This is a genomic window from Sinomonas sp. (assembly GCF_036848755.1).
GTDB lineage: Bacteria > Actinomycetota > Actinomycetes > Actinomycetales > Micrococcaceae > Sinomonas.
Genome location: NZ_DAIUJO010000059.1, coordinates 1 through 24,383 on the forward strand (window position 1 = coordinate 1; position 24,383 = coordinate 24,383).

At 69.1% G+C, this 24,383-nt stretch carries 24 protein-coding genes; 8 read left to right on the forward strand and 16 right to left on the reverse strand.

Going from position 1 to position 24,383, the window contains the following annotated elements; translation table 11 throughout:
- Positions 1-43 precede the first annotated feature (43 nt).
- From V7053_RS10950 to V7053_RS10970, 5 genes are all read right to left on the reverse strand, one after another.
- Positions 44-1,570 (reverse strand): DHA2 family efflux MFS transporter permease subunit, encoded by a 1,527-nt coding sequence (locus V7053_RS10950; RefSeq protein ID WP_334172308.1) that lies wholly within the window; start codon positions 1,568-1,570, stop codon positions 44-46.
- Positions 1,571-1,643: 73 nt separating this feature from the next.
- The gene (locus V7053_RS10955) at positions 1,644-2,045 is read right to left on the reverse strand and encodes an ankyrin repeat domain-containing protein (protein ID WP_334172309.1); all 402 of its coding nucleotides are present in this window, start codon (positions 2,043-2,045) and stop codon (positions 1,644-1,646) included.
- 14 nt (positions 2,046-2,059) lie between these two features.
- Positions 2,060-3,190, reverse strand: a complete 1,131-nt coding sequence (gene ygfZ, locus V7053_RS10960; RefSeq protein WP_334172310.1) for a CAF17-like 4Fe-4S cluster assembly/insertion protein YgfZ — start codon at positions 3,188-3,190, stop codon at positions 2,060-2,062.
- A 94-nt stretch (positions 3,191-3,284) separates the two neighbouring features.
- Positions 3,285-3,914 carry an FABP family protein gene (locus V7053_RS10965; RefSeq protein ID WP_334172311.1) on the reverse strand — a complete coding sequence of 210 codons (630 nt, stop codon included), beginning with the start codon at positions 3,912-3,914 and terminating at the stop codon, positions 3,285-3,287.
- A gap of 190 nt (positions 3,915-4,104) precedes the next feature.
- A complete protein-coding gene (locus V7053_RS10970; RefSeq protein ID WP_334172312.1) occupies positions 4,105-4,851 on the reverse strand; it encodes a permease in 747 nt (248 codons plus the stop codon).
- Positions 4,852-4,940: 89 nt separating this feature from the next.
- On the opposite strand from V7053_RS10970, the gene V7053_RS10975 reads away from it, so the two are divergent.
- From V7053_RS10975 to V7053_RS11000, 6 genes are all read left to right on the forward strand, one after another.
- Complete coding sequence (locus V7053_RS10975; RefSeq protein ID WP_334172313.1) at positions 4,941-5,636, forward strand: winged helix-turn-helix transcriptional regulator; 696 nt, start codon at positions 4,941-4,943, stop codon at positions 5,634-5,636.
- A gap of 225 nt (positions 5,637-5,861) precedes the next feature.
- Complete coding sequence (gene mshD / locus V7053_RS10980) at positions 5,862-6,845, forward strand: mycothiol synthase (protein ID WP_334172314.1); 984 nt, start codon at positions 5,862-5,864, stop codon at positions 6,843-6,845.
- Between the two features lie 277 nt (positions 6,846-7,122).
- Entirely contained in the window at positions 7,123-9,246 is a 2,124-nt protein-coding gene (locus tag V7053_RS10985; protein WP_334172330.1) for an RNA degradosome polyphosphate kinase, read from the forward strand.
- 2 nt (positions 9,247-9,248) lie between these two features.
- Complete coding sequence (locus tag V7053_RS10990; protein ID WP_334172331.1) at positions 9,249-10,226, forward strand: NUDIX hydrolase; 978 nt, start codon at positions 9,249-9,251, stop codon at positions 10,224-10,226.
- Between the two features lie 72 nt (positions 10,227-10,298).
- Positions 10,299-11,132 carry a thymidylate synthase gene (locus V7053_RS10995; RefSeq protein WP_334172315.1) on the forward strand — a complete coding sequence of 278 codons (834 nt, stop codon included), beginning with the start codon at positions 10,299-10,301 and terminating at the stop codon, positions 11,130-11,132.
- Positions 11,129-11,704, forward strand: coding sequence for a dihydrofolate reductase (locus tag V7053_RS11000; protein ID WP_334172316.1), 576 nt, complete (start codon positions 11,129-11,131; stop codon positions 11,702-11,704). Before V7053_RS10995 ends, V7053_RS11000 begins: the two co-directional genes overlap by 4 nt.
- Positions 11,705-11,713: 9 nt before the next feature.
- Here V7053_RS11000 and V7053_RS11005 read toward each other — a convergent pair whose 3' ends face one another.
- Entirely contained in the window at positions 11,714-13,384 is a 1,671-nt protein-coding gene (locus tag V7053_RS11005; protein WP_334172317.1) for an APC family permease, read from the reverse strand.
- A gap of 225 nt (positions 13,385-13,609) precedes the next feature.
- Here V7053_RS11005 and V7053_RS11010 point away from each other — a divergent pair, with 225 nt between their 5' ends.
- Together V7053_RS11010 and asd are read left to right on the forward strand one after the other, a co-directional pair.
- Positions 13,610-14,272 carry a hypothetical protein gene (locus V7053_RS11010; protein ID WP_334172318.1) on the forward strand — a complete coding sequence of 221 codons (663 nt, stop codon included), beginning with the start codon at positions 13,610-13,612 and terminating at the stop codon, positions 14,270-14,272.
- 85 nt (positions 14,273-14,357) lie between these two features.
- Positions 14,358-15,497, forward strand: a complete 1,140-nt coding sequence (gene asd, locus V7053_RS11015; protein WP_334172319.1) for an aspartate-semialdehyde dehydrogenase — start codon at positions 14,358-14,360, stop codon at positions 15,495-15,497.
- Between the two features lie 144 nt (positions 15,498-15,641).
- Here asd and V7053_RS11020 read toward each other — a convergent pair whose 3' ends face one another.
- The 10 genes from V7053_RS11020 to V7053_RS11065 all read right to left on the reverse strand — a co-directional run bounded on the left by V7053_RS11020 (position 15,642) and on the right by V7053_RS11065 (position 24,065).
- Complete coding sequence (locus V7053_RS11020; protein WP_334172320.1) at positions 15,642-16,595, reverse strand: type IV toxin-antitoxin system AbiEi family antitoxin domain-containing protein; 954 nt, start codon at positions 16,593-16,595, stop codon at positions 15,642-15,644.
- A 182-nt stretch (positions 16,596-16,777) separates the two neighbouring features.
- Entirely contained in the window at positions 16,778-17,758 is a 981-nt protein-coding gene (locus V7053_RS11025; protein ID WP_334172321.1) for a winged helix DNA-binding domain-containing protein, read from the reverse strand.
- Between the two features lie 190 nt (positions 17,759-17,948).
- On the reverse strand, positions 17,949-19,130 hold the full coding sequence (locus tag V7053_RS11030; protein ID WP_334172322.1) for an acyl-CoA dehydrogenase family protein: 1,182 nt from the start codon (positions 19,128-19,130) through the stop codon (positions 17,949-17,951).
- A 49-nt stretch (positions 19,131-19,179) separates the two neighbouring features.
- Positions 19,180-19,908: a TetR/AcrR family transcriptional regulator gene (locus V7053_RS11035; protein ID WP_334172323.1), complete on the reverse strand. Its 729-nt coding sequence runs from the start codon at positions 19,906-19,908 to the stop codon at positions 19,180-19,182.
- On the reverse strand, positions 19,905-20,969 hold the full coding sequence (locus V7053_RS11040; RefSeq protein WP_334172324.1) for a UDP-N-acetylmuramate dehydrogenase: 1,065 nt from the start codon (positions 20,967-20,969) through the stop codon (positions 19,905-19,907). The genes V7053_RS11035 and V7053_RS11040 overlap by 4 nt, the downstream gene beginning before the upstream one ends.
- Positions 20,970-21,007: 38 nt before the next feature.
- Positions 21,008-21,466 carry a MaoC family dehydratase gene (locus V7053_RS11045; RefSeq protein ID WP_334172325.1) on the reverse strand — a complete coding sequence of 153 codons (459 nt, stop codon included), beginning with the start codon at positions 21,464-21,466 and terminating at the stop codon, positions 21,008-21,010.
- Positions 21,463-21,912: a MaoC family dehydratase N-terminal domain-containing protein gene (locus tag V7053_RS11050; protein WP_334172326.1), complete on the reverse strand. Its 450-nt coding sequence runs from the start codon at positions 21,910-21,912 to the stop codon at positions 21,463-21,465. Before V7053_RS11050 ends, V7053_RS11045 begins: the two co-directional genes overlap by 4 nt.
- Before the next feature lie 130 nt (positions 21,913-22,042).
- Positions 22,043-22,264: a DUF3188 domain-containing protein gene (locus V7053_RS11055; RefSeq protein ID WP_334172327.1), complete on the reverse strand. Its 222-nt coding sequence runs from the start codon at positions 22,262-22,264 to the stop codon at positions 22,043-22,045.
- Between the two features lie 11 nt (positions 22,265-22,275).
- Positions 22,276-23,184, reverse strand: coding sequence for an HpcH/HpaI aldolase/citrate lyase family protein (locus tag V7053_RS11060; RefSeq protein ID WP_334172328.1), 909 nt, complete (start codon positions 23,182-23,184; stop codon positions 22,276-22,278).
- A 446-nt stretch (positions 23,185-23,630) separates the two neighbouring features.
- Positions 23,631-24,065 carry a pyridoxamine 5'-phosphate oxidase family protein gene (locus V7053_RS11065; RefSeq protein ID WP_334172329.1) on the reverse strand — a complete coding sequence of 145 codons (435 nt, stop codon included), beginning with the start codon at positions 24,063-24,065 and terminating at the stop codon, positions 23,631-23,633.
- Positions 24,066-24,383: the final 318 nt, after the last annotated feature.

Below are 24,383 nucleotides of genomic sequence, written 5' to 3' on the forward strand. Positions count from 1 at the left end.
AGGCGAGCTGGATGAGCGGTGCCGAAGAAGTCATAGGCCCAGCCTAGGGTCGGTCGGCCTCGACGGGCGAGGGCGACTCGGTGCCCGCTTCGGGGCGCCCGGCCGCGGCAGGCCACACGGCTGGCCGAACCTTTGCGAAGAAGAACGCCACGACAAAGCCGAGCGCGATCACGGCCGCCGGCAGGAGGATCGACTGGGCCATCGCCGTCGTGAAGCCGCTCTGGATGAACGGCGGGAGGGGGCCCGCGGCGAGACTGCTCGTGCTCGCCGACGCGCCGCCGGGACGCGCAGGAAGCTCGGCTGCGAGGCGCGATTCCATGATGGTTGCGATGGCGGCGCTGCCCAGCACGCCTCCAATCTGGCGCGTGGTGTTGTAGATGCCCGAGCCGGCACCAGCGAGCTGCGGGGGGAGGTTGCGCGTCGCGAGCGTCGCGAGCGGCCCCCAGATGCCCGCGTTGGCGAGGCCGAGGACGGCGCCGGGAATGAGCAGCATCCAAATCGGCTGGTCCGGGGTGAGCAGAACGGAGTACAGGAGGAGGGCCACGACGAACAGCAGCATGCCTGCGATGTTCATGATCTTGGCGTGTCCACGGTCCACGAGCTTGCCGGCGATCGGGGCCAATCCGCCCGAGAGGACCGCCATGGGAATCATCATGAGTGCCGACTGGGTCGGCGTCATCCCCCGGACGAGCTGGTAGTAGAAGATCGTCGGAAGGCCGAACGACGTCACGGTGAAGCCAACGGTCGTGATGCCGAGGTTGGCAAGCGAGAAGTTGCGGTCGCGGAAGAGGCCGAGCGGAACGAGCGGCTCCGCCCTGTTGACGGCTTGCCACACCACGAAGAGGGCCATGATGACGATGCCGGCAATGATGAGCCCCCACACCGTGATGGGACCCGTGATCGTCCCCCAGGAGTAGGTCTGGCCCTCCTGGATGCCGAACACAATGAGGAACATCGCAAGGCCGCTCAGCACGACGCCGAGCCAGTCGAAGCGGTGCGCATGCGTCTTGAGCTTCGGCACGAGGCGCCACGCGAGGATGAAGCCCACGATGCCCACAGGGATGTTGATGAAGAAGACCCACTCCCAGCCGAAGCCGTCCACGAGCAGGCCGCCGAGGATCGGGCCCACGAGCATCGCGACACCCGCCGTCGAACCCCACACGCTCATGGCCGCGCCGCGCCGCTCGGGCGGGAAGATCCGGGTGATGACCGCCATGGTCTGCGGCGTCATGAGGCCGGCGCCGATGCCCTGCACCACGCGGGCCGTGATGAGCGAGGCGATGCTGCCGGACAGGCCGCACCAGAGCGATGCGAGCGTGAAGACGACGAGGCCCGCGAGGTAGACGTTCTTCGGGCCGAGGCGGTCGCCGAGCCGCCCGGTAATGAGCAAGGGTACGACGTACGAGAGCAGGTAGGCGCTCGTGACCCAGATGACCTCATTGATGTCCGCGCCGACGCCCCGCATGATCGCCGGGTTCGCCACCGAGACGATGGTCGTGTCGATGAGGATCATGAAGAACCCGATGACGAGGGACCACAGGGCGGCCCACGGCCGTTCGACTTTTTCCACCGGACTAGCGTCTCACTTCCTGGGGACAGCTTCGGTCCGCAGGGATCCGCCTCAAGGGATGACGAGACGAACCTCACACGCCGAAGCGTTGGAGCAGCTCCTCGCGGCCGAACATCTGGGCAGCCTGACGAGCCGAGGGAGTTCCGGCGTCGGGGTCGGCGCCGAACTCGAGAAGGGCGTCGACGACGTCGGCGTATCCCTTGAACACGGCTCCCGCGAGCGGCGTCTGGCCGCGGTCGTTGGGTGCCTGGACGTCCGCACCGTGCTCACCGAGGAGGCGCACGATGCCCGCGTGGCCGTGGTAGGCGGCCAGCATGATGAGGGAATCTCCAGATTGGTTGGCGAGCGACGACGGCGCCCCCGCCTCGAGGTACGCGCGCAGTGTTGCCTCGTCCCCGGCTCGGGCGGCCTCGAACAGCCGCGTGGCGAGTTCGATGACGTCGGCGTCGGGCTGGTCGGCGGGCGAGTCGGTCACGCTTCCTCCTGGTCTCACGGGTGCCCCCGCAGAAGCCCGGCGGGCCGCTGGACGACCTGCCCCGCGTCGGGGGCGACGATGATCTCCTGGGCCGCAGCGTATTCCTCGCCCACGGCCTCTCCACGGACCACGAGGGTGGCAGCCGGGTCAGTGCTGCGCTTCACCACGGCCAGGGCGATCGGACCCATCTCGTAGTGGAGCGCCGCCGAGGTGACGCGTCCCACCTGCTTCTCGCCGCCGTCTTCCGCCCGCTGCAGGACCTGACTGCCGGCAGCCGGCAGCGTGTGTGCCGAGCCGTCCAGCTGGAGCATGACGAGCCGCCGCGGCGGATGCCCGAGGTTGTGGACCCGCGCGACCGTCTCCTGGCCCTTGTAGCAGCCCTTGGAAAGGTGCACCGCCGTGCGCAGGAGGTCGAGCTCGTGCGGAATGGCCTTGTCATCCGTCTCGAAGCCCATCCGAGGGCGCCAGGCAGCAATGCGCAACGCCTCGGCCGCCATCGAGCCGGCGAGCGTGATCCCTGCGGCGTCGAGGGCAGCGGCCGCATCCTCCAACTGGTTCGCACCCACGAGGTGCTCGAACCACGGGCGCTCGAGGCCCGGGTGGCGTTCCTCCTGGACGGGAGCGTAGCTGTACCCGCCTGGCGCGATCCGCGGCCACGGGTCCTCCCACACGGGACCGGTTCCGGGGAGGCCGGCGAGCGCCCCGAGTCGACGCGTCGAGCCCAGGACGCCCCACTCGTCGCTCACATCCGCGACCTCGACGCGGAGCATGAACCGCATCGAGTCGAGCCATGCGGCGAGGCCCTCGGCCTCCGCGGCCTCGACGAGGAGCCATGCCCGCTCCCCGTCGTCGGTGATGCGTGCGTCGTACTCGATCCGTCCTTGGACGCTCAACAGGAGCAACTCGGCGGACTGGCCGGGGCCGAGCCCCGCGACCTGCTGCGACGAGAGGGTCGTGAGCCACGTCAGGCGATCGGGACCCGCGACCGTGACAACGCCCCGGTACGAGAGGTCGACGGCGGCGCTCCCGTCCGCGAGCGCGCGCTGCTCGCGCACAGGGTCCCCGTAATGCGCGGCCACACCTGCGTCGGCGCCCGAGGCAGCGACGGCGCCGGGCCGTCCGAGAAGGGGGGAAGCAAAGCTCATGTAAGTCACAACGTCCAGACGGTCGAATTCAGTCCGGCGCCGGGCAAATTCGCCGCGGCGGATCCAAGGGCGTCGGGCGCGTCCAAGGGCAACGTCATTCCGCGCGCTGCTGCGGGGTGTCGGGCGGCGCGACGCGGCTCAGGATGGCCGACGCGTGCGGCGCGAGGGGCGAGCCGCCGCAGGCCACGTCCCAGCGCCAGAACAGGTCTCCGTTCACGAGCCCGAGGATCCGGGTGGCCGCGGAGTAGTCGTGGCTGTGTGCGCCCCGCATGACTGCGTCGGTGCTGAGGTGGATCTGCGGGCCCTTGATCTGGCCGTAGTACAGCTCGGCGATGCTCCCCGGGTGGAGGATCGTGACGGCGATGTCGAATCCCCCGTCCGTGTTGCGGAGACGCTCGACCTCGTCCGCGGACTTGTAGGCCGGCACGATGTCGGCGGGCGTGAGGCCTGGGCCGCCGTCGGCGTCTTGGAGGGGACGGTCCAGCTGCCAGTAGCCGGTCTCGACGGAAAGGGGGCGCAGCTTTGCGCCGTTCTCGTCGCAGAGCCAGCTCTCGGCGCTGTACTCGAGGTAGGGGAAGCCGTGCTGCGCGAAGGTGACGTGCTGCCCGAAGTGCTCGTCCCCCGCTTCCCCCGCACCCAGACGCCCGCGCCCCTCCCACTCCCCGATGAGCCACGACAGCGGGACGAGCTCGGGGGTGAGTCCGGTTGGGATCTCAATGGGCACGGTTTACTCCGCGAAAGGTCAGCGCTGGCCGCGGAAGAGGCCGAGGATCGCGTACACAGCGAACCAGGCCATCGAGATGCCGGCGATCACGAGGAGGACGAGGAAGAGGATTTCCCAGGCAAGAACAGACATAGCGCCATCGTAACGCGTCCCCCGGAGCGAGCCCGTCGCATGACGGCTGCAGTAGAAGTCAGTAGATGAGGAGCTTGTCGATGAAGTAGGCAAGCGATCCCACGGCGAGCACCGGCCCGAGTGCGAGGGCAACGAGGCCTGCCCGGGGCATCGGGCGCAGGCGGGTGCGGTTGAGCCGCCGCACAGCCGCGAGCACCGCACCGATGAGGACGCCAGCAGCTGTGGCGGGAATCACCGTCACGCCCGTGAGCACGAGCGCGGTCAAGGGGGCCGCGAGTCCGGCGAACACGATGGCGAGAGGTGCGACGATCGTGTCCGGCCAGTTGATCGCGCCGACGAGGAGCGCCACCCCGGTGCTGATCCCCGCGACGAGGAGCATCGATCCCATGCCCGTGAACCGCGCGGTTGCGATCCAGCCTGCCCCCAAGGCACAGAGCAGGACGCCGGAGCTCGCACCAAGGGTGGACTCAAGGCGATGCGACTGCCCGGTTCCGCGGATCAGCTGGACGATGATGACGGCCATGATTCCCACCGCGATGACCGCGGGAGTCCAATAGAGGTATTCGGGTCCGCTGACCGCGGCGGCGGCAATCCCCGAGACCGCGCCGGCCAGCGCGAGGATGATGCCGTTGGTCCGCTTGGCCGGGATGCCGAGGAAGAACGGCCACCCGAGGCCCGCGCCCGCGGACAGGACGACGGCGACCGCGGCCTGCGCGAAGGGGCCGCCGAGGCTCGACACGACGAGCGCGAGCGTGCCGACCACGCCGATGCCCGCCGCCGCCGCACCGCCGATCCACGTCTTCACACTGCCATCCTTCCATAGCGCTCCACGTATACTCGTTCAAATAGGAACGACCTGCCCGACGCTGTGCAGCCTGCTCTTCGGGAGGAACCATGTCGCACATCCTGCTGCTGACCAATAGCCGCGGCTCTTCAGTCGAAGTCCTCCCTGCCCTCGAACTCCTCAATCATCAGGTGCACATCCTCCCGGCGGAACCGACGGCGCTGCTCGACGCCGATCCGGCCGACGTCGTCTTCCTCGACGCCCGGAAGGACCTTGTGGGCGCGCGCTCGCTGACCCAGCTCCTCAAGGCCACAGGACTCAGCGCCCCCCTCCTCCTCATCCTCACGGAAGGCGGCATGGCGGCGGTCTCGTCGGCGTGGGCCGTGGACGACATCGTGCTGGAATCGGCGGGGCCGGCAGAGATCGAGGCCCGTATCCGGCTCGCGATGTCCCGCTCGGCCCACGTCGAGGAACCCGAGACCGAGATCCGCGCTGCCGGCGTCGTCATCGACGAGGCGAGCTACACCGCGCGGGTCAACGGAGAGGCGCTCAACCTCACGTTCAAGGAGTTCGAGCTCCTCAAGTACCTTGCGCAGCACCCAGGCCGCGTCTTCACGCGCCAGCAGCTCCTCACCGAGGTATGGGGCTACGACTACTACGGCGGCACCCGGACCGTCGATGTCCACGTGCGTCGTCTTCGGGCCAAGCTCGGGCCCGACCACGAGGGCCTGATCGGCACCGTCCGCAACGTGGGCTACCGGCTGACCCTCACGAGGCTCAGCGAGGACGAGCTGAGCGACGCGTAGGGCCATCATCCGGGGCCCAGACCGCGGCGAGGCAGACGAGAGCCCCCACACCGAACGGTGCGGGGGCTCTCGTGGTGTGGAGGACATACGGGTCGAACGTATCAAGGCCACCCCACTGGTGGATCCCCCCGGCGCAGCTCTTCAGCGGCGAGCCCCCACTCTACACAGACGCAGTGAATGGCGCCAAACCGCCCATGCCCCACGCGCATTCGCTAGCCTTGCTGCATGACGAGCGCATACCCCCAGGACTGGCCCGCCACCGTCGTCGAGGGACGCGTCCCCCGGGCCCTGTGGGGCGAGATCGAGGCACTTCTTGCCGCCGCCGAGGATTCGGACGGCACCCCGTCGCTCTCGGAGCAGACCACGGTGCTCCTGCGGTCTCCCGAGACGAGGTCGGAGGAGATCGTGACGCTCGCCGTCCACGCCCTCGACGACACCTCCGACTCCCCGGCGCCCCAGGACCTCGCAGGGGTCGCGGCGATCGCGTTCCAGCCCGACGGCACAGGCGTCGTGGAGCTCGCCGTGCACCCGAACTACCGCAACCAAGGCGTCGGCGTGCGCCTTGTCGAGGCGATCCGAGAGCTGCGCGGCTCCGCGGGACAGGAGGGCCTGACCGCGTGGTCGCACGGGAATCACGAGGCGGCCGCCGAACTCGCCGCCCTGTACGGGTACGCTCCCCTGCGTGAGCTGTGGCGGATGGTCCTGGTCCGTCATGCCGAGGGGCCGACGCCGAGCCTCCCCGGGGAGGTCACGATCAGGAACTTCGTCCCCGGGCAGGACGAGGACGCATGGCTCGCGGCGAACAGGGCAGCGTTCGCGCACCACCCCGAGCAGGGGGCACTCCGTCGGAGCGATCTCGAGGCCCGGATGGCGGAACCCTGGTTCGATCCTGCCGGATTCTTCCTTGCGGTCGACGGCGAGGACCGCATCCTGGGCTTCCACTGGACGAAGGTCCATCCCGCCCATGGCGAGCACAAGGCGATCGGCGAGGTCTACGTCGTCGGCGTCGACCCCTCCGCCCAGGGACGCGGGCTGGGGCTCGCCCTGACCCGGACGGGCATCGACTACCTTCACTCGAAGGGCCTCAAGACGATCATGCTCTACACGGACGCCGACAACGCGGCCGCGGTGGCCCTGTACCGCAAACTCGGCTTCACGCTCTGGGACAAGGACGTGCTCTACGGACCGGCTCAGCCCGCGACAGTATGAGCGCCGACAGGACGAGCGAAGGTACCCTGACTCACCGGGTCGATCCGGGCGGAGCCCTTGTAGGCTGGTTCCCGGACGACATGAGAGCTCCTGCGGAGGAACAGTGACGGAAGCCCAGAACGAGAGCCCTGCAGCACTGGCGCCGCAGAACCCTGACCTCGCCGTCGTCGGGAGCACACGGACCGCCGTACGACCCAGCGGGACCGCACCGGTCTTCGGATCGTCGGAGGTGCCTGCCTCCCGCGCCACCGAGGACCGGATCGACATCCCCCAGTTCATGCCGAGCCCCTCCCCTGCAGGGGAGATCGGCCCGGACCGCTTCCTGGACCGGGAGCTGAGCTGGCTCGCCTTCAACGCGCGCGTGCTCGAGCTCGCGGAGGACCCCGAGCTGTTCCTGCTCGAGCGCGTGAACTTCCTCTCGATCTTCGCCTCGAACCTCGACGAGTTCTTCATGGTCCGCGTCGCTGGCCTCAAGCGTCGCATCGCGACTGGCCTCGCCGTTCCGTCCGCGTCCGGCCTCAGCCCGCACGAGGTCCTCGACCAGATCTCGGTCGCCGCCCACGAACTCCAGGAGCGGCACTGCCGCGTCTTCAACGAACAGATCCGGCCCGCCCTCTCGGAGTCGGGGATCCAGCTCGTCGCCTGGGACGATCTGGGCTCGGCCGAGCATGAGCGGCTCAGCCTGCTCTTCTCCGAGCAGGTGTTCCCGATCCTGACGCCGCTTGCCGTCGATCCGGCCCACCCGTTCCCCTACATTTCGGGGCTCTCGCTCAACCTCGCGGTCGTCGTGCGGAACCCGGTGAGCGACAAGGACCTCTTCGCCCGCCTCAAGGTGCCGGACCAGCTTCCGCGGCTCATCTCGGTGGACGGCCCGCGCGCGGGCAGCGTCGCGGGGCGGCTTGCCCGCTTCATCCCGCTCGAGGACCTCATTGCGGTGCACCTCGATCAGCTCTTCCCCGGCATGGAGGTCGTGGAGCACCACTCGTTCCGCGTGACGCGCAACGAGGACCTCGAGGTCGAAGAGGACGACGCCGAGAACCTCCTCCAGGCGCTCGAGAAGGAACTCCTGCGACGCCGGTTCGGCCCTCCGGTCCGCCTTGAGGTGACGACGGACATCAACCCGAACATCCGCGCGCTGCTCGTGCGCGAACTCGGCGTGGACGAGGCCGAGGTGTACTCGCTTCCGGGGCCCCTCGACCTGCGGGGCCTCTCCGTGATCAGCGCTATCGACCGACCGGACCTGCACTACCCGAAGCAGCTCGCCCACACCTCGCGCTTCCTCAACGAGTCCGAGACCGCGAAGGCCGCCAACGTCTTCGCCGCCATGCGTCGCCGGGACATCCTCCTCCACCACCCCTACGATTCGTTCTCCACCTCCGTCCAGGCCTTCCTCGAGCAGGCGGCTGCGGATCCCAAGGTCCAGGCGATCAAGCAGACGCTGTACCGCACGTCGGGTGACTCCCCGATCGTGGACGCACTCATCGACGCGGCCGAGGCCGGCAAGCAGGTTCTCGCGCTCGTCGAGATCAAGGCTCGCTTCGACGAGCAGGCGAACATCTCGTGGGCGCGGAAGCTCGAGCAGGCCGGCGTGCACGTGGTGTACGGCATCGTCGGCCTCAAGACGCACTGCAAGCTCTCGCTCGTGGTTCGGCAGGAGAACGACGGGCTGCGCCGCTACTGCCACATCGGCACCGGCAACTACCACCCCCGCACCGCGCGCTACTACGAAGACCTCGGGCTCCTCACGTGCGACGAGCAGGTCGGCGAGGACCTCTCCAAGCTCTTCAACCAGCTGTCCGGCTACGCACCGAAGTCCACGTTCAAACGCCTCCTCGTCGCCCCCCGCTCCGTGCGCTCGGGCCTCATCGACCGGATCGAGACCGAGATCAAGAACGCCCGCGCCGGGCTCCGGGCGCGGGTGGTCATCAAGGTCAACTCGATGGTCGACGAAGCCATCATCGATTCGCTCTACCGGGCCTCGCAGGCAGGGGTGAAGGTCGACATCATCGTGCGGGGGATCTGCTCGCTGCGACCGGGCGTGCCGGGCCTGAGCGAGAACATCACGGTTCGCTCGATCCTCGGCCGCTTCCTCGAGCATTCGCGGGTGTTCGGCTTCGCGAACGGCGGGAGCCCGGTCGTGTACATCGGCTCGGCCGACATGATGCACCGCAACCTCGACCGCCGGGTGGAGGCACTCGTCCAGCTCCGGAACCGCGAGGACATCAACGACCTCATCGCCCTCCTGGACCGCTACCTCGACGACGGCACGGCAAGCTGGCACCTCGACCGGACCGGCACGTGGACGCGCCACCACATGGATGCGGAGGGGCGCCCGCTCCAGGACATCCAGTCGTGGCTGCTCGCGTCCCGCGCACGCCAGCGGTCCTCGTCCCTGCGGTGACGATGGCGGATCAACCCCGCATTGCCGACGAGGACCAGGTCCTGGGCGAGCCCGTCGCGGTCTACGCTGCAGGTGCCCTCCCTTGGCGCACCCGCTCCGGCGAACTCGAGGTGCTCCTGATCCACCGTCCGCGCTACGACGACTGGTCGTGGCCGAAGGGAAAACAGGACCGCGGCGAGACCATGCCCGAGTGCGCGGTCCGCGAGGTGCGCGAGGAGATCGGCCTCGAGGAGCCGCTCGGCGTCCCGCTGCCAGCCACGAGCTACCGCGTCACGGCCGGGCTCAAGGTCGTCCACTACTGGGCCGTCAAGGTGCCTCCGGGCGCCGTCGTCCGCCCCGACGGCACGGAGGTCGATTCGGTGCACTGGTGCGGGGTCGAGGAGGCGGCGACGCTCCTGACGAACCCGACGGACGTCCTGCCCCTGCGCTGGCTCGCGGAATGCCACAGGCGCGGCGAGCTCGACACGCTGCCGCTCATCCTGCTCAGGCATGCGAAGGCGAAGCCACGTGGTTCGTGGACGAAGGCCGAAGGTGACCGGACGCTGGCCGCGTCCGGCGTCCGGCAGGCCGCCGCCGTCGCCCGGCTTCTCGCGGTGTGGCGCCCGAAGCGCGTCGTCACGAGCCCGTGGCGCCGCTGCGTCGACACCGTGAAGCCGTACATCGCGGCCTCGAAGGGCGCGGTGAAGGTTCGGCTCAATGAGAAGCTCACCGAGGCGGCCCACAAGCGGAAGCCGGAGAAGTCGGCCACCATCGTGGAGAAGCTCTTCGACAAGCGCACAAGCGGGCTCATCTGCACCCACCGGCCCGTGCTGCCGACCCTCCTCAAGGCCTTCGCACAGCGGTGCGAGCCGGGCATCGAGAGCGAGCTCCCGGCCGAGGACCCGTACCTCGCGCCCGGCGAGATGCTCGTGTTCCACGTGGCGGTCGAGGGCGCGCCCCAGGTCGTGGCCGTGGAGCAGGTCAAGCCCTTCGAGGACTGACCTCCGCTGTGCCCCTGCCGGGGCCGGGGCTCGTGCCCATCCCCGGACCCGGCCTCGGGATACCCTAGGTTCATGCCCACGCCGACGCGCATCGCCACCCCGTACGAGGACCTCCTGCGGGACGTCCTCGAGCACGGAAACCACAAGCCCGACCGGACGGGCACGGGGACGCGCAGCGTGTTCGGGCGCCAGATCCGCTTCGACCTCGCCGAGGGCTTCCCGCTCGTGACGACGAAGCGCGTGCACTTCAAGTCCGTCGCGGTCGAGCTCCTGTGGTTCCTCCGCGGAGACTCGAACGTGCGCTGGCTGCACGAGCAGGGCGTCACCATCTGGGACGAGTGGGCGGACGACGACGGCGAACTCGGCCCCGTCTACGGCGTCCAGTGGCGCTCGTGGCCCACGCCCGACGGCCAGCACGTGGACCAGATCGCGGCGGTCATGGAATCGTTGCGCAGCAACCCCGACTCGAGGCGGCACATCGTCTCGGCCTGGAACGTCGCAGAGATCTCGAAGATGGCGCTCCCCCCGTGCCACGCGTTCTTCCAGTTCTACGTCGAGCCGGGCCGCGACGGCGAACCCGGCAAGCTCTCGTGCCAGCTGTACCAGCGCAGCGCCGACATGTTCCTCGGCGTCCCGTTCAACATCGCCTCGTACGCATTGCTCACCCACATGGTCGCGCAGCAGCTCGGCCTCGCCGTGGGCGACTTCGTCTGGACCGGCGGCGACTGCCACGTCTACGACAACCACGTCGATCAGGTCCGCGAGCAGCTCTCGCGCGAGGCGTATCCGTACCCGAGACTGCGCCTCGTGCGGAAGCCTGAGAGCATCTTCGACTACCGATTCGAGGACTTCGAGCTTCTCGACTACCGCCACCACCCTGCGATCAAGGCGCCAGTCGCCGTATGACGCGCGGCAGTGTGAGCGCCGAGTCCCCCCGTTTCTCGCCCCAGGACGCCAACGAGGGGCGCGGCGTCGGCCTCGTGTGGGCGCAGACGCGGGGGGGTGTGATCGGCCGCGACGGCACGATGCCGTGGCACGTGCCCGAGGACCTCGCCCACTTCGCGTCGCTCACGCGCGGCCACCCCGTGATCATGGGCCGCCGGACGTGGGATTCGATCCCGCCCAAGTACCGGCCGTTCCACGGCCGAACGAATATCGTCGTGTCCCGGCGCGAGGGCTGGGAGGCGGAGGGCGCCGTCGTCGTCCATTCGCTCGGCGACGCGCTCGCGCATGCCGCGGCAGCGCCCGGTGGGGAGCGGACCTGGCTCATTGGCGGAGGCGAGCTGTTCGAGCAGGCACTCGCGCTCCCCGCCGTCGACACCGCGGTCGTGACGCTGCTCGACCTCGAACTCGACGGCGACACGAAAGCACCCGTCCTCGGCACGGAGTGGCGGCCTGTGGAGGCCGACCCGGCCGAGGACGGGTGGAATGAGTCGCGCAGCGGGATCCGCTACCGGATCACGGTGTTCCGCCGCTAGCTTCCGCCGCTATCCGGCGGTCGTCGGGCGCGGGCCGGGGCTCTGCGCGTCGATCGACTCGAACTCGAACTCGTCCTCCTCGACCGCCATGGCGATGTCCTCGGGCTTCATGGCGAGGCTCACGGCGTAGTAGAAGATGACGAGGCTGTAGACGACCACGAAGAGGATGTCGATCCACTCCGGGAGGATGTTCAGCGCGCCCGTCCCGTACCGGCCGAGCAGGCCGATCACAAGGAGGCCGATGAGCCAAGGCCAGATCCACGACGCCGCGCGCCAGTCGAGATCCTTGCGCAGCCGGAGGGTCTTCGAACGATGCAGAGCGATCTCGAAGATGACCCGTCCGATGAGGATCGCGGTGAGGAGCTTCCAGATCGCTTCGAAGCCCGACCAGTAGATGATCAGGTTCGCCGAGATGAAGCCGAACGGCGTGAGCACCTGAGGCCACGGAACGCGGTACGGGTGATGCCGGCCGGCATGCTGGCGGATCAGGGCCTCAAGCGACACCGGAGCGAAGGCGTACATGATGGCCGTCGCATCGGTGATCAGCCCGACGAGGGACTGCCAGCTGGGGAACGGCAGGAGAGCGATCAGTCCGACGACGAGAGCGAGAACGATCGACCCGACCGGCACGCCGCGCTTGCTCACAGTGGTCAGCCACTGCGGCAGGGCATCGTCCTCGCCGAGCGCGTAGGAGATGCGAGCGGACGTCCCGACGTACACGAGACCGGTGCCCGCCGGGGAGATCACGGCATCGGCGAGGAGGACGCCCGCAAGCCAGCCGGCCCCCGCAGCAATCGCGAGGTCGTAGTACGGGCCGTAGGCCCCGGCACCGAGCGGGTTGTCCCAGTTCTTCGCGACGTTGGCGGGGTTGATCGCCCCGATGAACGCCACCTCGAGGAAGATGTAGATGGCCGCGCCGACCACCATCGCGGTGATGATCGCCCGCGCGACGTCCTTCTTCGGGTTCCGTGCCTCGCCGGCCATCTGCGCGGCCTGCTCGAAGCCCTGCATCGAGAACACGACTCCCAGCGGAAGGGCCGCGAAGATCCCGTGGAAGCCGTTGGGGGCGAACCCTCCAGCGCCCTGGGTGAAGTTCCCTCCGTGGAAGGTGAGCGCGATGATGACGATGATCGTCAGGACCGGGACCACCGTCTTCCAGATCACCACGACCACGTTGCTGTCCGAGAGCCACTTGGCCCCCAGGAGGTTGATCACCGTGAACACGACCAGCGCCAGGGCTGCAATGAGCAGGCCTATCGGCGTCAGCGTCGAGTTCGGGTTCACCATCTTCAGGCCCGAGGCCCAGGGTGCACTTTCGAGGTACGTGATGCTCGCCTCGACCTCGATCGGCGCGATGGCCACGGCCTGCAGGTATGCGACCCAACCGGCCGTGAAGCCCGCGAGGGCGCCGAACGCGTAGTGCGGGTACCGCGCTGTGCCGCCCGCTACCGGGTAGGCGGCGCCCAGGTCGGCGTGAATCAGGGCCAGGACCGCGAGCATGATCGCGGCGAGCACCCATGAGATGATCGAGGCCGGACCGGCCGATTTGGCGGCCCCGAGTGCCCCGAGCAGCCAGCCGGAACCGATGATGGATCCCAGGGACACGAACGTGAGCCCCCAGAATCCGACCACCCGCTTCAGGGCATGGCCGCGATGAGTCCCGACGGCTTCTTGGGTCATGTGGCCCACTCCTTGTCGCTCGCGCTTCACCTTGACTGCAGAGGCTGCGGACAGCTCGGCGCCTTGGGTGCGGGCGGAGCAGCGTCCGGCCCCGCTCTCCAGGTCGAGACCTGCCCCCAGCGACCCTTAGACCATAACGGGGGAACACGGATGTGGAAAGGGATCCGGGCCTCCGTGTTGCGACGGCGTGTCGGCTGGAGGTCAGCGCCGTGTAGGGTGGCGTCCGTGCACGCGGAGGCAGACAAGGACGCAGGGACGACGGCCGGCGGTGAGGAGACGGTCGAGGAGATCGGTCTCGGGTTCGCGGAGCTCCTTGCGCTGCTTGCGTTGCACGGTGGCCCAAGCGCCCAGTCCACCGCGGAACTCCTCGGCCTGATCGACTACGCGGACATTCCCGAGGTCCTTTCTTCGGGCGCCTCTGCCCTCGTGGCCCGGCGTTTCGCAGACGTCGGAAGTTCCGGCGAACTCCTCGTGGAAGGCGCGGTTGCGGGGATCGCCGCGGCGCTCGGGGACGCCGAACGCCGAATGGACCTCACCCTCGAATCCCCCGCGTGGTCCGATCGCATTGTCCTGCTCGAGGCACCCGGCATCGCTGTTCTCATGAGGCCGCGCGCGTACGGCACCTGGTGGGCGCTCCCCCAGCGAGCCGACCTCCCGCCCGCCGAGGCCACGTTCCAGCTCCTCGCCGGCCACCTCGGCGAGCATCCCGAGGGGCGAGTCCTGGTGGAGCGCCACGGAGTCGGCCAAGGCTACGCGCTGTCGGTACGGCGGGCGCACGACGGCGGCTGGCTCCTCGGTGTGAAGACCCCCGACTCGGCGGACATCGCCGAGGACCCGGGGGACGACGTCGTCCTCCTCACCGCCCTGCGCGCCGTCCGCAACGACTGACTTCCCCCGCCGTCCTGAGCCCGTGACGCGAGGCTGTGAAGTAACGCGCAGCGGCAGCGCCGTCGTCGCCCGTAAAATGGAACGCATGACTTCTTCGGTGGGCTTTGTCGGCTGGCGCGGCATGGTGGGCTCCGTGCTCATGGAGCGGATGCAGGACGAGGGCGACTTCGCCTCGATCAACCCCGTCTTCTTCTCGACGTCCAACGCCGGCGGGGCCGCCCCCGCCTTCGCCGGCTCTGCCGGCGGAGACCCCGGGCAGCTCGAGGACGCGTACGACGTCGAGACCCTCGCCAAGCTGCCGATCATCGTGACCGCGCAGGGTGGCGACTACACGAAGAAGGTGCACCCGAAGCTGCGCGCCGCGGGCTGGGACGGCCTCTGGATCGACGCGGCCTCGACTCTGCGGATGAACGAGGATTCGATCATCGTCCTCGACCCCGTCAACCGAAAGGTCATCGACGAAGGCCTCGCGGCTGGTGTCAAGGACTTCATCGGGGGGAACTGCACGGTCTCGTGCATGCTCATGGGCCTCGGCGGTCTGTTCCGCAACAACCTCGTCGAGTGGGGCACGTCCATGACGTACCAGGCGGCGTCCGGTGGCGGGGCCCGGCATATGCGCGAGCTGTTGGACCAGTTCGGGGCGCTGCACGGCGCCGTGGCGTCCGAGCTCGGAGATCCGGCCTCGGCCATCCTCGAGATCGACCGCAAGGTCCTCGCTGCGCAGCGCGGCGGCGTCGACGCAACGCAGTTCGGAGTGCCGCTCGCGGGCTCGCTCATCCCGTGGATCGACGCCGACCTCGGCAATGGCCAGTCCAAGGAAGAGTGGAAGGCGGGCGTCGAGACCAACAAGATCCTCGGCACGCGGTCGGGCGGTGCGATCGATCCCGTCATCATGGACGGTCTGTGCGTCCGGATCGGCGCCATGCGCTCGCACTCCCAAGCCCTCACGCTCAAGCTGCGCGAGGATCTCGACGTGGCCGAGATCGAGAAGCTCATCGAGGCCGACAACGAGTGGGCGCACGTGGTGCCGAACGAGAAGCAGGCCTCGATGGAGGAGCTCACGCCGGTGGCGGCCTCGGGCACACTCGACATCCCTGTGGGGCGCATCCGAAAGCTCGAGATGGGGCCGCAGTACATCTCGGCCTTCACTGTCGGCGACCAGCTCCTGTGGGGCGCCGCGGAGCCCCTCCGCCGCATGCTCAAGATCGCGACCGGCACCCTCTGACCTCCGGCGCCTGAGCGCCTGGCTGTCCCTCAGCGCGCCAAGCGCCTCGGCGAGCCTGTCGGGCCTCTATCTGCTGCCCTCGCCAGCTTCTCCGTGCGATATGTCGTCCTGAGATGCCGTCGAGGGCAGCAGACGTTCCGGGACCTACGCCGAGCGTCGGGCCGCTGTGGCAATTGCGGCCTCGATGCGCCGTCGCACTTCGTCTGGCCGATCCAAGTCCCCCCACCTCAGGCGGACGAACACCCACCCCTGCTCCATGAGAAGCGACTCGCGCCGGCGCTCCGAGAGGAGCACTTCGCCGGTGGGGCCAAGCCCGTATTTTGCCTCGCAGTCAAACTCGATGATCACGAGCAGGTCCGGCCACGCGTAGTCCGCCCGGTAGACACCGGCCGCGGTGCTGAGCTCGAGTTGGGCCACAGGACGGGGAAATCCGAGTCTGACCAGCAGAAGCCTAGTCCTCGTCTCGCCGACCGGCTCCACTGCCGAGTCCATCGAGCGCAGGGCCCGCAGGGCACGTTGGCGCCCCCTCGGCGACCCGGTTGCGAGGGCGGCTTCCAGGTCAGACTGGTCCAACCCCGCCTTGAGCGCACTGTCGCCGATCACCACGGCCTGCTCGAAGGGCAGGACCCTTGCGCAATCGGCCACGGTGCGCAGCAGGGACGTGACCCGTAGACGTCTGTCTCGCCGAACGACCGTCACCACCTCGTCCGGCGCCAGTGCGAACTGATGCGTCTCGGTGTCCGAGGACCGGCTGGTGCGGGCACCTGCGTACTCTGTCGCGACATGCACCCGTGGACCCACGTCCCAGACCGAGCACCCCAAGAGCCGCGCCGCGCTCGCGAGGCAATACACCGAACAGCCTCGCGTGTCCTCGATGTGGGCGTCCAAGCGCGCTTCGTCCCGTTCCCACGGGGTCAGCATCCGCCATCGATGAGTTGGAATGTACGCTCCGTGGCGTAGCCGCAGGATGAGGCCCGCCCTCGCGGCGCGTGCGAGCAGCCGATCGTCGATTCCCGCCGCCCTCAGACTCGCTCGCGAGACGACGTCCTGCGAGGGCCATGTGCCCGCGTCAAGAGATTCCGTTCGGGTGGTGTCCATGCCCTCAGCCTTGCCGATGAAGACCGTGGGCGCGCCCTTCGTCCGGCCGTATGTGGATGGCCGGGACGCCAAACGGCGCAGACGGCCGACGACGTTTGTGACATGGGCTGCCCGAACTGGCATCTCAGCACGAGATTTCCCACGGAGTTGCGGAGGAGGGCAGCACTTGCGCCGACCAGCCGTCACTCCCTCCAATAGGCCTCGATGCGAGCTGCTGCCCGCGCCACGCCGTCGCTCGCCGCCGGCCCGAGCTCCTCGAACAGCTCCGGCCGGACGCGGGGGGCTGCCGGCGTGCCGTCTTTGAACCACGTCCCCACCGCCCGGCCGCCCACGGTGAGCATGGCCTTGAAGACTCCGTTGGAGCCGGGGATGAGCCGCTCGAGGTAGGGCTCCGGGATCGCGACGGAGCGGTCCGGGTAGCCGAGCGCGAGCTCGTCGTAGCCCGGCAGCGCGACGACGGTGCGCGCGCCCGAGCGCGAGTCGAGGAGGGAGGCGACCTCCGCCGTGCAGAACAGCTCCCGCCCGTCGGCCTTGAGCGCGACTGCTCTTGCGGCCGCGGCCTGGAACGGCCCCCGCACGGTTCCAAGCGGCTGCCCGATCCACCACGCGAAGTCCCGCTCGTCCACCGGCCCGTGCGAGGCCACATATCGGCCCGCAAGGTATTCGAGGGCGTCGTCGCCCCGGAGCCCCTCCCCCGGAGGCAGCCATTCGTCCGCGAGCCGGAATTCCTGCTGCCTCCCGCGCAGGGGCCCCTGGACGAGGACCAGCCGGTGGCTCAGGATCGAGAGCAGGTGGATGCCGCGCTGGCCCCGCGTAGGCTGCCCTGCGGACTCGAATGCCTCGAACAGCTCGGCCCGCGTGAGCCCCACGCCCCCAGCGAGCCGCTCCTCCGCGACCTTCCGCACCACCGCGACGTCCTCCTCCGAGATCCCCAGGCCGCGGTGCCGTGCGGCCGCCGAGCGCATGACGCGGTCGGACGCGAGCCGGACATACGTGCGGGCGTCTTCGGCGGCGACGATGAACAGCGTTCCACGCATGGTCCAGGTGCGGACGACGGCGCCGCTCGCCAAGGCGGCGGCGACCGCACTCGCTGTGCCTGCCTCGGCGCGCACGCCGACCGCGAGCATCCCGGACGGGAGGTCCTGGCTCTGGAGGGCGGCCATCCGACGAACCACCGCGACGGGGTCCGTCTCAGTCCTCAGCTGCGGGGGAAGCGAGTCTCCGGGCACGAGACCCTGCGCGGCAAGGCGGAGGCGAGCAAGCGCCGTCGTACTGATGGATGGACAGGTAGCCGTCGGCATGCCTCCATGATGCGCCTGGGTGAGGACAGTGCCCGTCCGCACCCAGAGCGGGTCAGGCGAACGCCCCCACGCCGGTGACGTCCCGGCCGATGAGCAGTGCTTGGACGCTTTCGGTGCCCTCGTACGTGTGGATGGACTCGATGTCCATCATGTGCCGGATGACATGGTTCTCGAGCAGGATCCCGTTCCCGCCCAGGAGGTCGCGGGCCGTGGAAGCGATGAAGCGCGCCTTGCGCGTGTTGTGGTACTTCGCCATCGAGGCCTGCGTGGGGCGCATTCGCCCTGCTGCGTCGAGCCGAGCGAGGTGGACGCAGTGGAGCTGCATGCTCGTGAGCTCGGCGAGCATCTGCGAGAGGCGGTCCTGGACGAGCTGGAACTTCGCGAGCTGTTTGCCGAACTGGACGCGCTGCTGGGCGTAGCTGAGGGCGGCCTCGTACGCGGCCGTCGCGTGCCCGAGGGCCGACCATGCCACGCCGAGGCGGGTCGCGACGAGCACGCGCGAGGTGTCCTTGAACGTGCGCGCTCCGGGAAGGACGTTCTCTTCGGGGATCCGCACGCCCTCTAGCCGAATGCGTGCTTGGTGGATGGCACGGAGCGAGCCCTTGCCCTCGATGACCTCGGCCTCGTAGCCGGGCGTGCCCTGCTCGACGAGGAAGCCGCGGACGTTCCCGTCCTCGTCCCGTGCCCAGACCACGGTGACCCCGCCGGAGGCTCCATTGCCGATCCACTTCTTCTCGCCGTCCAGGACCCACTCCGCGCCGTCTCGGCGGGCGGTGGTCTCGAGGCTCACGGAGTCGGAGCCGTGGTCCGGCTCGGTCAGCGCGAACGATCCGAGCTCCTCGCCCCGCGCGAGCGGCCCGAGCCAGCGGTCCTTCTGCTCGCGCGAACCGTGGAACGCGATCGAGCGCAGGGCGAGGCCGCCCTGGACGGCGACGACGGTCCCGAGCGACCCATCGCCCCGCGAGACTTCCATGTTCACGAGGCCCGCCGCGAGCGGGCTCATGGGCTCAAGCCCCGGCACCTCGATCCCGTCTGCGAGGAGGTTGAGCTCTCCCATCCGCTTGACGAGGTGGACGGGATACTCGGCCCGGTCCCAGTAGCCGTTCATGTCCGGAAGGGCCTCGTCGACGAATTCGCGGGCCCGGTTCCACGCGGCGCGGTCAGGCTCAGGAATCCCCTCGAACACGGCGTAGTAGTCGGTGTCCAGAGCAGGCTGGAGGTCGTAGTCAGGCACCCCTCAGATGTACCCTGAAACTCAGTACCACGTCAAGCGATACTCAGTTTCAGGGATTCTCGAGCGCAGACTTGATGCGGCGCGCGACGTCGGCCGGGGCAAGCGAGCGCTTGAAGACGGCGACGACGACGTCGTCCGCCTCCCGCGCGTGAGCGGACCCGTCGTCGTCCGCCCCTTCGAGAACCCCGAAGAGCCGCCGCACGGCGTCGAGCTCGGCGCGAAGCCGCGACCCGTCCACGTCGGCGTCCCCCCGCATGAGGCCGCGGAGGAAGAAGTTGTGCGTCGCGATCACGGTGGAGGCGAAGCGAACGACGTCGAGGGGAGCCGCCGCTGGGAGGGCCCGGCGGAGATAGGCCTCGAAGAGCCGCTCGTAGCGGAACGTGGTCACGAGCTCCTTGTCACGCAGGCTCGGCTCGCGGTTCAGCACCTCATAGCGCAGCTGTGCGAGTTCGGGCCGCTCGGCAAAGTGGGCGAACACGATCTCGGCCGCCCGGCACACGGCCTCCCACGGGTCTGCGTGCGGCTCGGCCAAGAATGACTCGGCCTCGTCGAGGAGTGCGTCGTGGTCGGCGAAGACCACGTCCTCCTTGGAGCGGAACTGGCGGAAGAACGTGCTGCGCGAGAGCCCGACGGCGGCGGCCACCTGTTCCGTGCTCGTCGCTTCGTAGCCCTGCTCGGCGTAGAGCTGGACGGCGGCGGCCGCCACGTCGTGGCGGAACCGGGCCCGTTCGCCGTGGGGCGCAGCCCTCCCGCCCGATGGTCCCGCAGCCTCGCTCACAGCGCGAGTCCGATGAGCAGGGGCTCGTTCGTCAGCTCGATCCCGAAGCGCGCCCGGACGCCGTCGCGCACCTCGCGGGCCAGGGCCAGGAGATCCTTCGCGCTCGCTCCCCCACGGTTCGTGATGGCGAGCGTGTGCTTGGTCGAAAGCGAAGCGCGGCCTCCCGTCACGCTGTCGCCCTCGAGTCCATAGCCCTTGCCGAAGCCGGCGTGCTCGATCAGCCACGCTGCGGACGTCTTCACCAGCCCGTCACCCGCTGGGTAGCGCGGGGCCTCGGCTGGCAGCGCCGCGGCGGCGTCGCTGGAGAGGATCGGATTGGTGAAGAAGGATCCGGTCGAGTAGGTGTCGCGGTCCGAGGAGTCGAGCACCATGCCCTTCGACCCCCGCAGGCGCAGGACCTCGCGGCGGACGTCGAGGGCCGAGGCGCGCTGCCCGGGCTCGACGCCGAGCGCCCGGGCAAGCTCGGCGTAACGGACCGGGGCGCTCATGCGTCCGAGCGCGAGCTGGAAGTCAACCCGGAGTACCACGTAGCGGGGCGAACCCGCCGTCGTCGTCTGTTTGAGCAGGGAGTCCCGGTAGCCGAACTTGAGCTCGGAGGGGACGAATGTCTTGACCGCGCTGGCCTCCCGGTCCCACGTGCGCACCTGCCAGATGGTCTGGGAGACGTCTGATCCGTAGGCGCCCACGTTCTGCACGGGAGTCGCCCCGGTCGAGCCGGGAATGCCGGAGAGGGCCTCGACGCCGCTCCACGCGTGGTGCACGGCAGAGTCCACGAAGTCGTCCCAGGGGTGGCCGGCCTGAACGCCGACCGAGACGCCGCCGCACGCATCCGCAGAGTCGAGCTCGAGGCCCTCGGACGCGATCTTGAGCACCGTCCCCGGATAGCCCTCGTCCGCGACGAGCAGATTCGAGCCGCCGCCGACGATGAGGAGCGGCTCGCCGGCGTCGTCCGCGGTGCGCACGGCGTCGATGATCTCCGCCTCCGTCCGGGCCTCCTCGAAACGGGCCGCGGGACCGCCGACGGCGGACGTGGTCAGGGAGGAAAGGAGGGTCTCGCTCACCGCACCAGCTTAGTCTGCCGCCGTGACCTGCCTTCCGTTCAGGGAAGGCGGACGACGGCCTGTGCCTTGGTGAGCACGCGCTGGCCCGCGCAGGTCACGGCGAGATCGACGCGCGCGGTGCGGGCCTCGGCGTCGAGCGCGCCGATCGTCCCGACGACCTCGAGGACGGCTCCCGGCGCGTCCGTGCCCGTGGTGTCGGAGACGGGCACGGGCTTCGTGAACCGCGTCTGGTAGTCGACGACGGCGCCCGGGTCGCCTGCCCAGTCGACGACGAGCTGGACGGCGGCGCCCATCGTGAACATGCCGTGGGCGATCACGCCGGGCAGCTCGACGCTGACCGCGAAGTCGTTGTTCCAGTGGATCGGGTTGAAGTCGCCCGAGGCTCCGGCGTACTTGACGAGATCCGTGCGCGTCACGGGGATCTCGCGTCGCCCGATCTCGAGCCCGGTTTCGAGCTCCTCGAAGACGGGCACTCCTGCGAATCCTGAGGTGGTCACTGGCCCTCCCCCCGCACCAGGATGGACGAGGTCGTGGTGGCGACCTTCTCGCCCGACTCGGACGCGATCTCGGCACGGGTCGTGATCATCGCCCCGCCGCCCATGGCGCGCACGGTGTCGACGTGCAGCTCGGCCGTGAGGCGATCGCCGGCCACGATCGCCCGGTGGTGCGTGAAGCGCTGCTCGGCGTGCACGACGCGGGAGAAGTCGATGCCCGACGCAGGGTCCGCGATGAGCTGCGCATCGGCACGCTGGGCGACGATGATCGCGAACGACGGCGGCGCCACCAGATCGGCGTAGCCGAGGGACTTCGCGGCCTCGACGTCGAAGTGAGCCGGGTTCCCGGCCTTCACGGCGCGGGCGAATTCGCGGATCTTCTCGCGGGCGACGTCGTACGCCTCCGCGGGCGGGTAGACGCGACCCTGCAGATCGGGGTTGATGGCCATGGGCAGAAGCCTATCCGTTCCTGACGATTGAACCCGGACTGACGATGGATCCGACTGACGAGTGCACCGGACTCACGACTGAATCCGGACTCACGATTGGATCCGGACTCACGATTGGATCCGGGCGGCGTTAGCCGCGGAGGCGGCGGCGCATCTCCCTCGCCCGGATGCCGATGCCGAAGAGGTGCGCCACGAGGCCGACCCCGATCACCGCGAGCGACGCATACAGGAGCCACGGGAGGTGGCTCAGGTTCGCGACGATGTTGAGGATGATCCCGACGCCCAGGAAGGCCATGCCGGAAAGCACGACCTTCTTGTACAGCGGAGGGGCTGTCTCCCAGAAGTCGTTCACACGTCTCCCGTTCAGGCGGGCTGGACGCCGAAGGCGGTGGCGAGCTTCATGATCTTCTCCGCGCGGCCGAGGCGCGGGAGGTCGGAGCCGTCGCGGATGACGCGGCCGTTCGCCTCGAAGTCGCGCATGAAGTCGGACGCCCAGGCGACATCGCTCGGCGTCGGGCTGATGACCTCGTTGATGACCGTGGTCTGGTCGATCGCGAGGCACAGCTTGCCGGTCATGCCCATCATGACCGTGATGGCACTCTGCTCACGCAGGATCGGGTGGTTGGTGCCGACCGTGGGGCCGTCGATGGGACCGGGCAGGCCGCCGACGCGGCTCGCAACGACAAGCTTCGCGCGGGGGTACGCCATGGCCTCGGGCGTCGCCGCCATGCCGGTGTCGCGGCGGAAGTCGCCCGAACCGAAGGCGAGACGGAACGCGCCCTGGGCCTTGGCGATGTGGTTCGCCTCTTCGATGCCGACCGCGGACTCGACGAGCGGAATCACGGGAGTCTTGCCGTCCATGCGGTGGTAGCTCTCCGTGACCTGGTCCGAGGACTCGGTCTTCGCGAGCATGACGCCGAGCAAACCCGTCGTCCCTCGAAGGCCTGCGAGGTCGTCGGCCCAGAACGGGCTCGTCGCGTCGTTGATACGCACCCACGCCTGGCCGCCGTCGTGCATCCACCTGATCACGTTCTCGCGGGCTTCGCCCTTGTGCGAGGGATCCACCGCGTCCTCGATGTCGAGGATGACGGCATCCGCCCGCGAGGACGAGGCCTCGGAGAAGGTATCCGGCCTCATCGCGTTGACCAGCAGCCACGAGCGCGCGATCTCAGGGTTGATGATGCGGGCCGGGCGGGAGGAATTGACGCCGGTGGGGCGGGAGAGATCGGCCCCCGTGGGACGGGGCGATTCGGCGGCGGTGGTTGAGGTCATGGGTCAACGGTATCCTCCGCGCGCGCCGCAGGCACATCCGGCACAGCGCCGCAGGCCCCATCCGGCACAGCGCCGCAGGGACCCTTCAGACCTCAGCCCCGCCCCGCGCCGCGACTAGATGCTGAGGGCGTATCTCGAATTCCACCCTCCGCAGGCCTCCCACCAGGTGATCCCTGAGCGCATGCCCGGTGCACCGCCAGTCGGTATGGTCCGCGAAGAATGTCCCTTGTCGGCGCCGGACGCGGCGTCCTCCGCAGCGGAACCTTGGGCAGTCTGGGGCTCGACATCAGCCATAGCTGTGCTCCTGATACTTCTCGGAATGGTCGACGAATCGCTCCCCAGCGCGACGATCCAGTACCAGTGGACTACGGTGAAATTAATATGTCAAGCGATTTGATAAATTGCTCAGACTGCCGCCCTGACGGCCCCTCGCAGCTGAAGAAGAGTCAGGCGAGGAAGACTTGGCGGCCCGTGAGCTCGCGCGGAACCAGACGGACGAAGCGGTCTCGAATGCCGCCAGCCCAAGGCTCCTGGACGGCGAGGCCGAACAGCTCGGTGAGGAGATCGGAGTCCTCGACGGCGCTGGCCGTTCCCGAGACCAGGACGGACCAGCCAGCCTGGGCGTCCGGCCGGGCCGAGTCGATCTCGAAGGCCGCTCCCTCTTGAGGCAGCGCGGCCGCGATGACGCCTTCGGGGGAGGTGCGGAAGTAGATGCCGCCGCGATGGACGGCGTAGTGCACCGGGAAGACCTGGATACGCCCTCGGTCAGCGAACGCGAAGCGTCCGATCCCCGACGACCCGAGCAGCGCCCAGCATTTCTCCTCGTCGAGTTCGAAGTCCTCGTGCCGGACACCGGGCCCGTAGTCGCCAACCGTGGGCATGGCCGCCTCCTCCGCGTCACGCCACAGCCTGCCACGAGTGAGGCGGCGAGCGGAAGGACCTAAGTCCCTTCCACTCGCCGCCTCACGACCGATGCGAACCGGCCAAGCTGCAGCGGCCCCCGCGGCCCGAGAGCCAACCGGCTGATCCCCATTCACGAAGGGGTGTGGCCGCAAAAGCGGGGTTCAGCACCGGCGGAACCGCAGCCAACCGGCGGAACCGCGGCGAACCGGCTGACCCCCGTTCACGAAGGGGCGTGGCCGCAAAAGCGGGGATCACCAGCGGCGGAACCGCAGCCAACCGGCGGAGCCGCAGCCAAC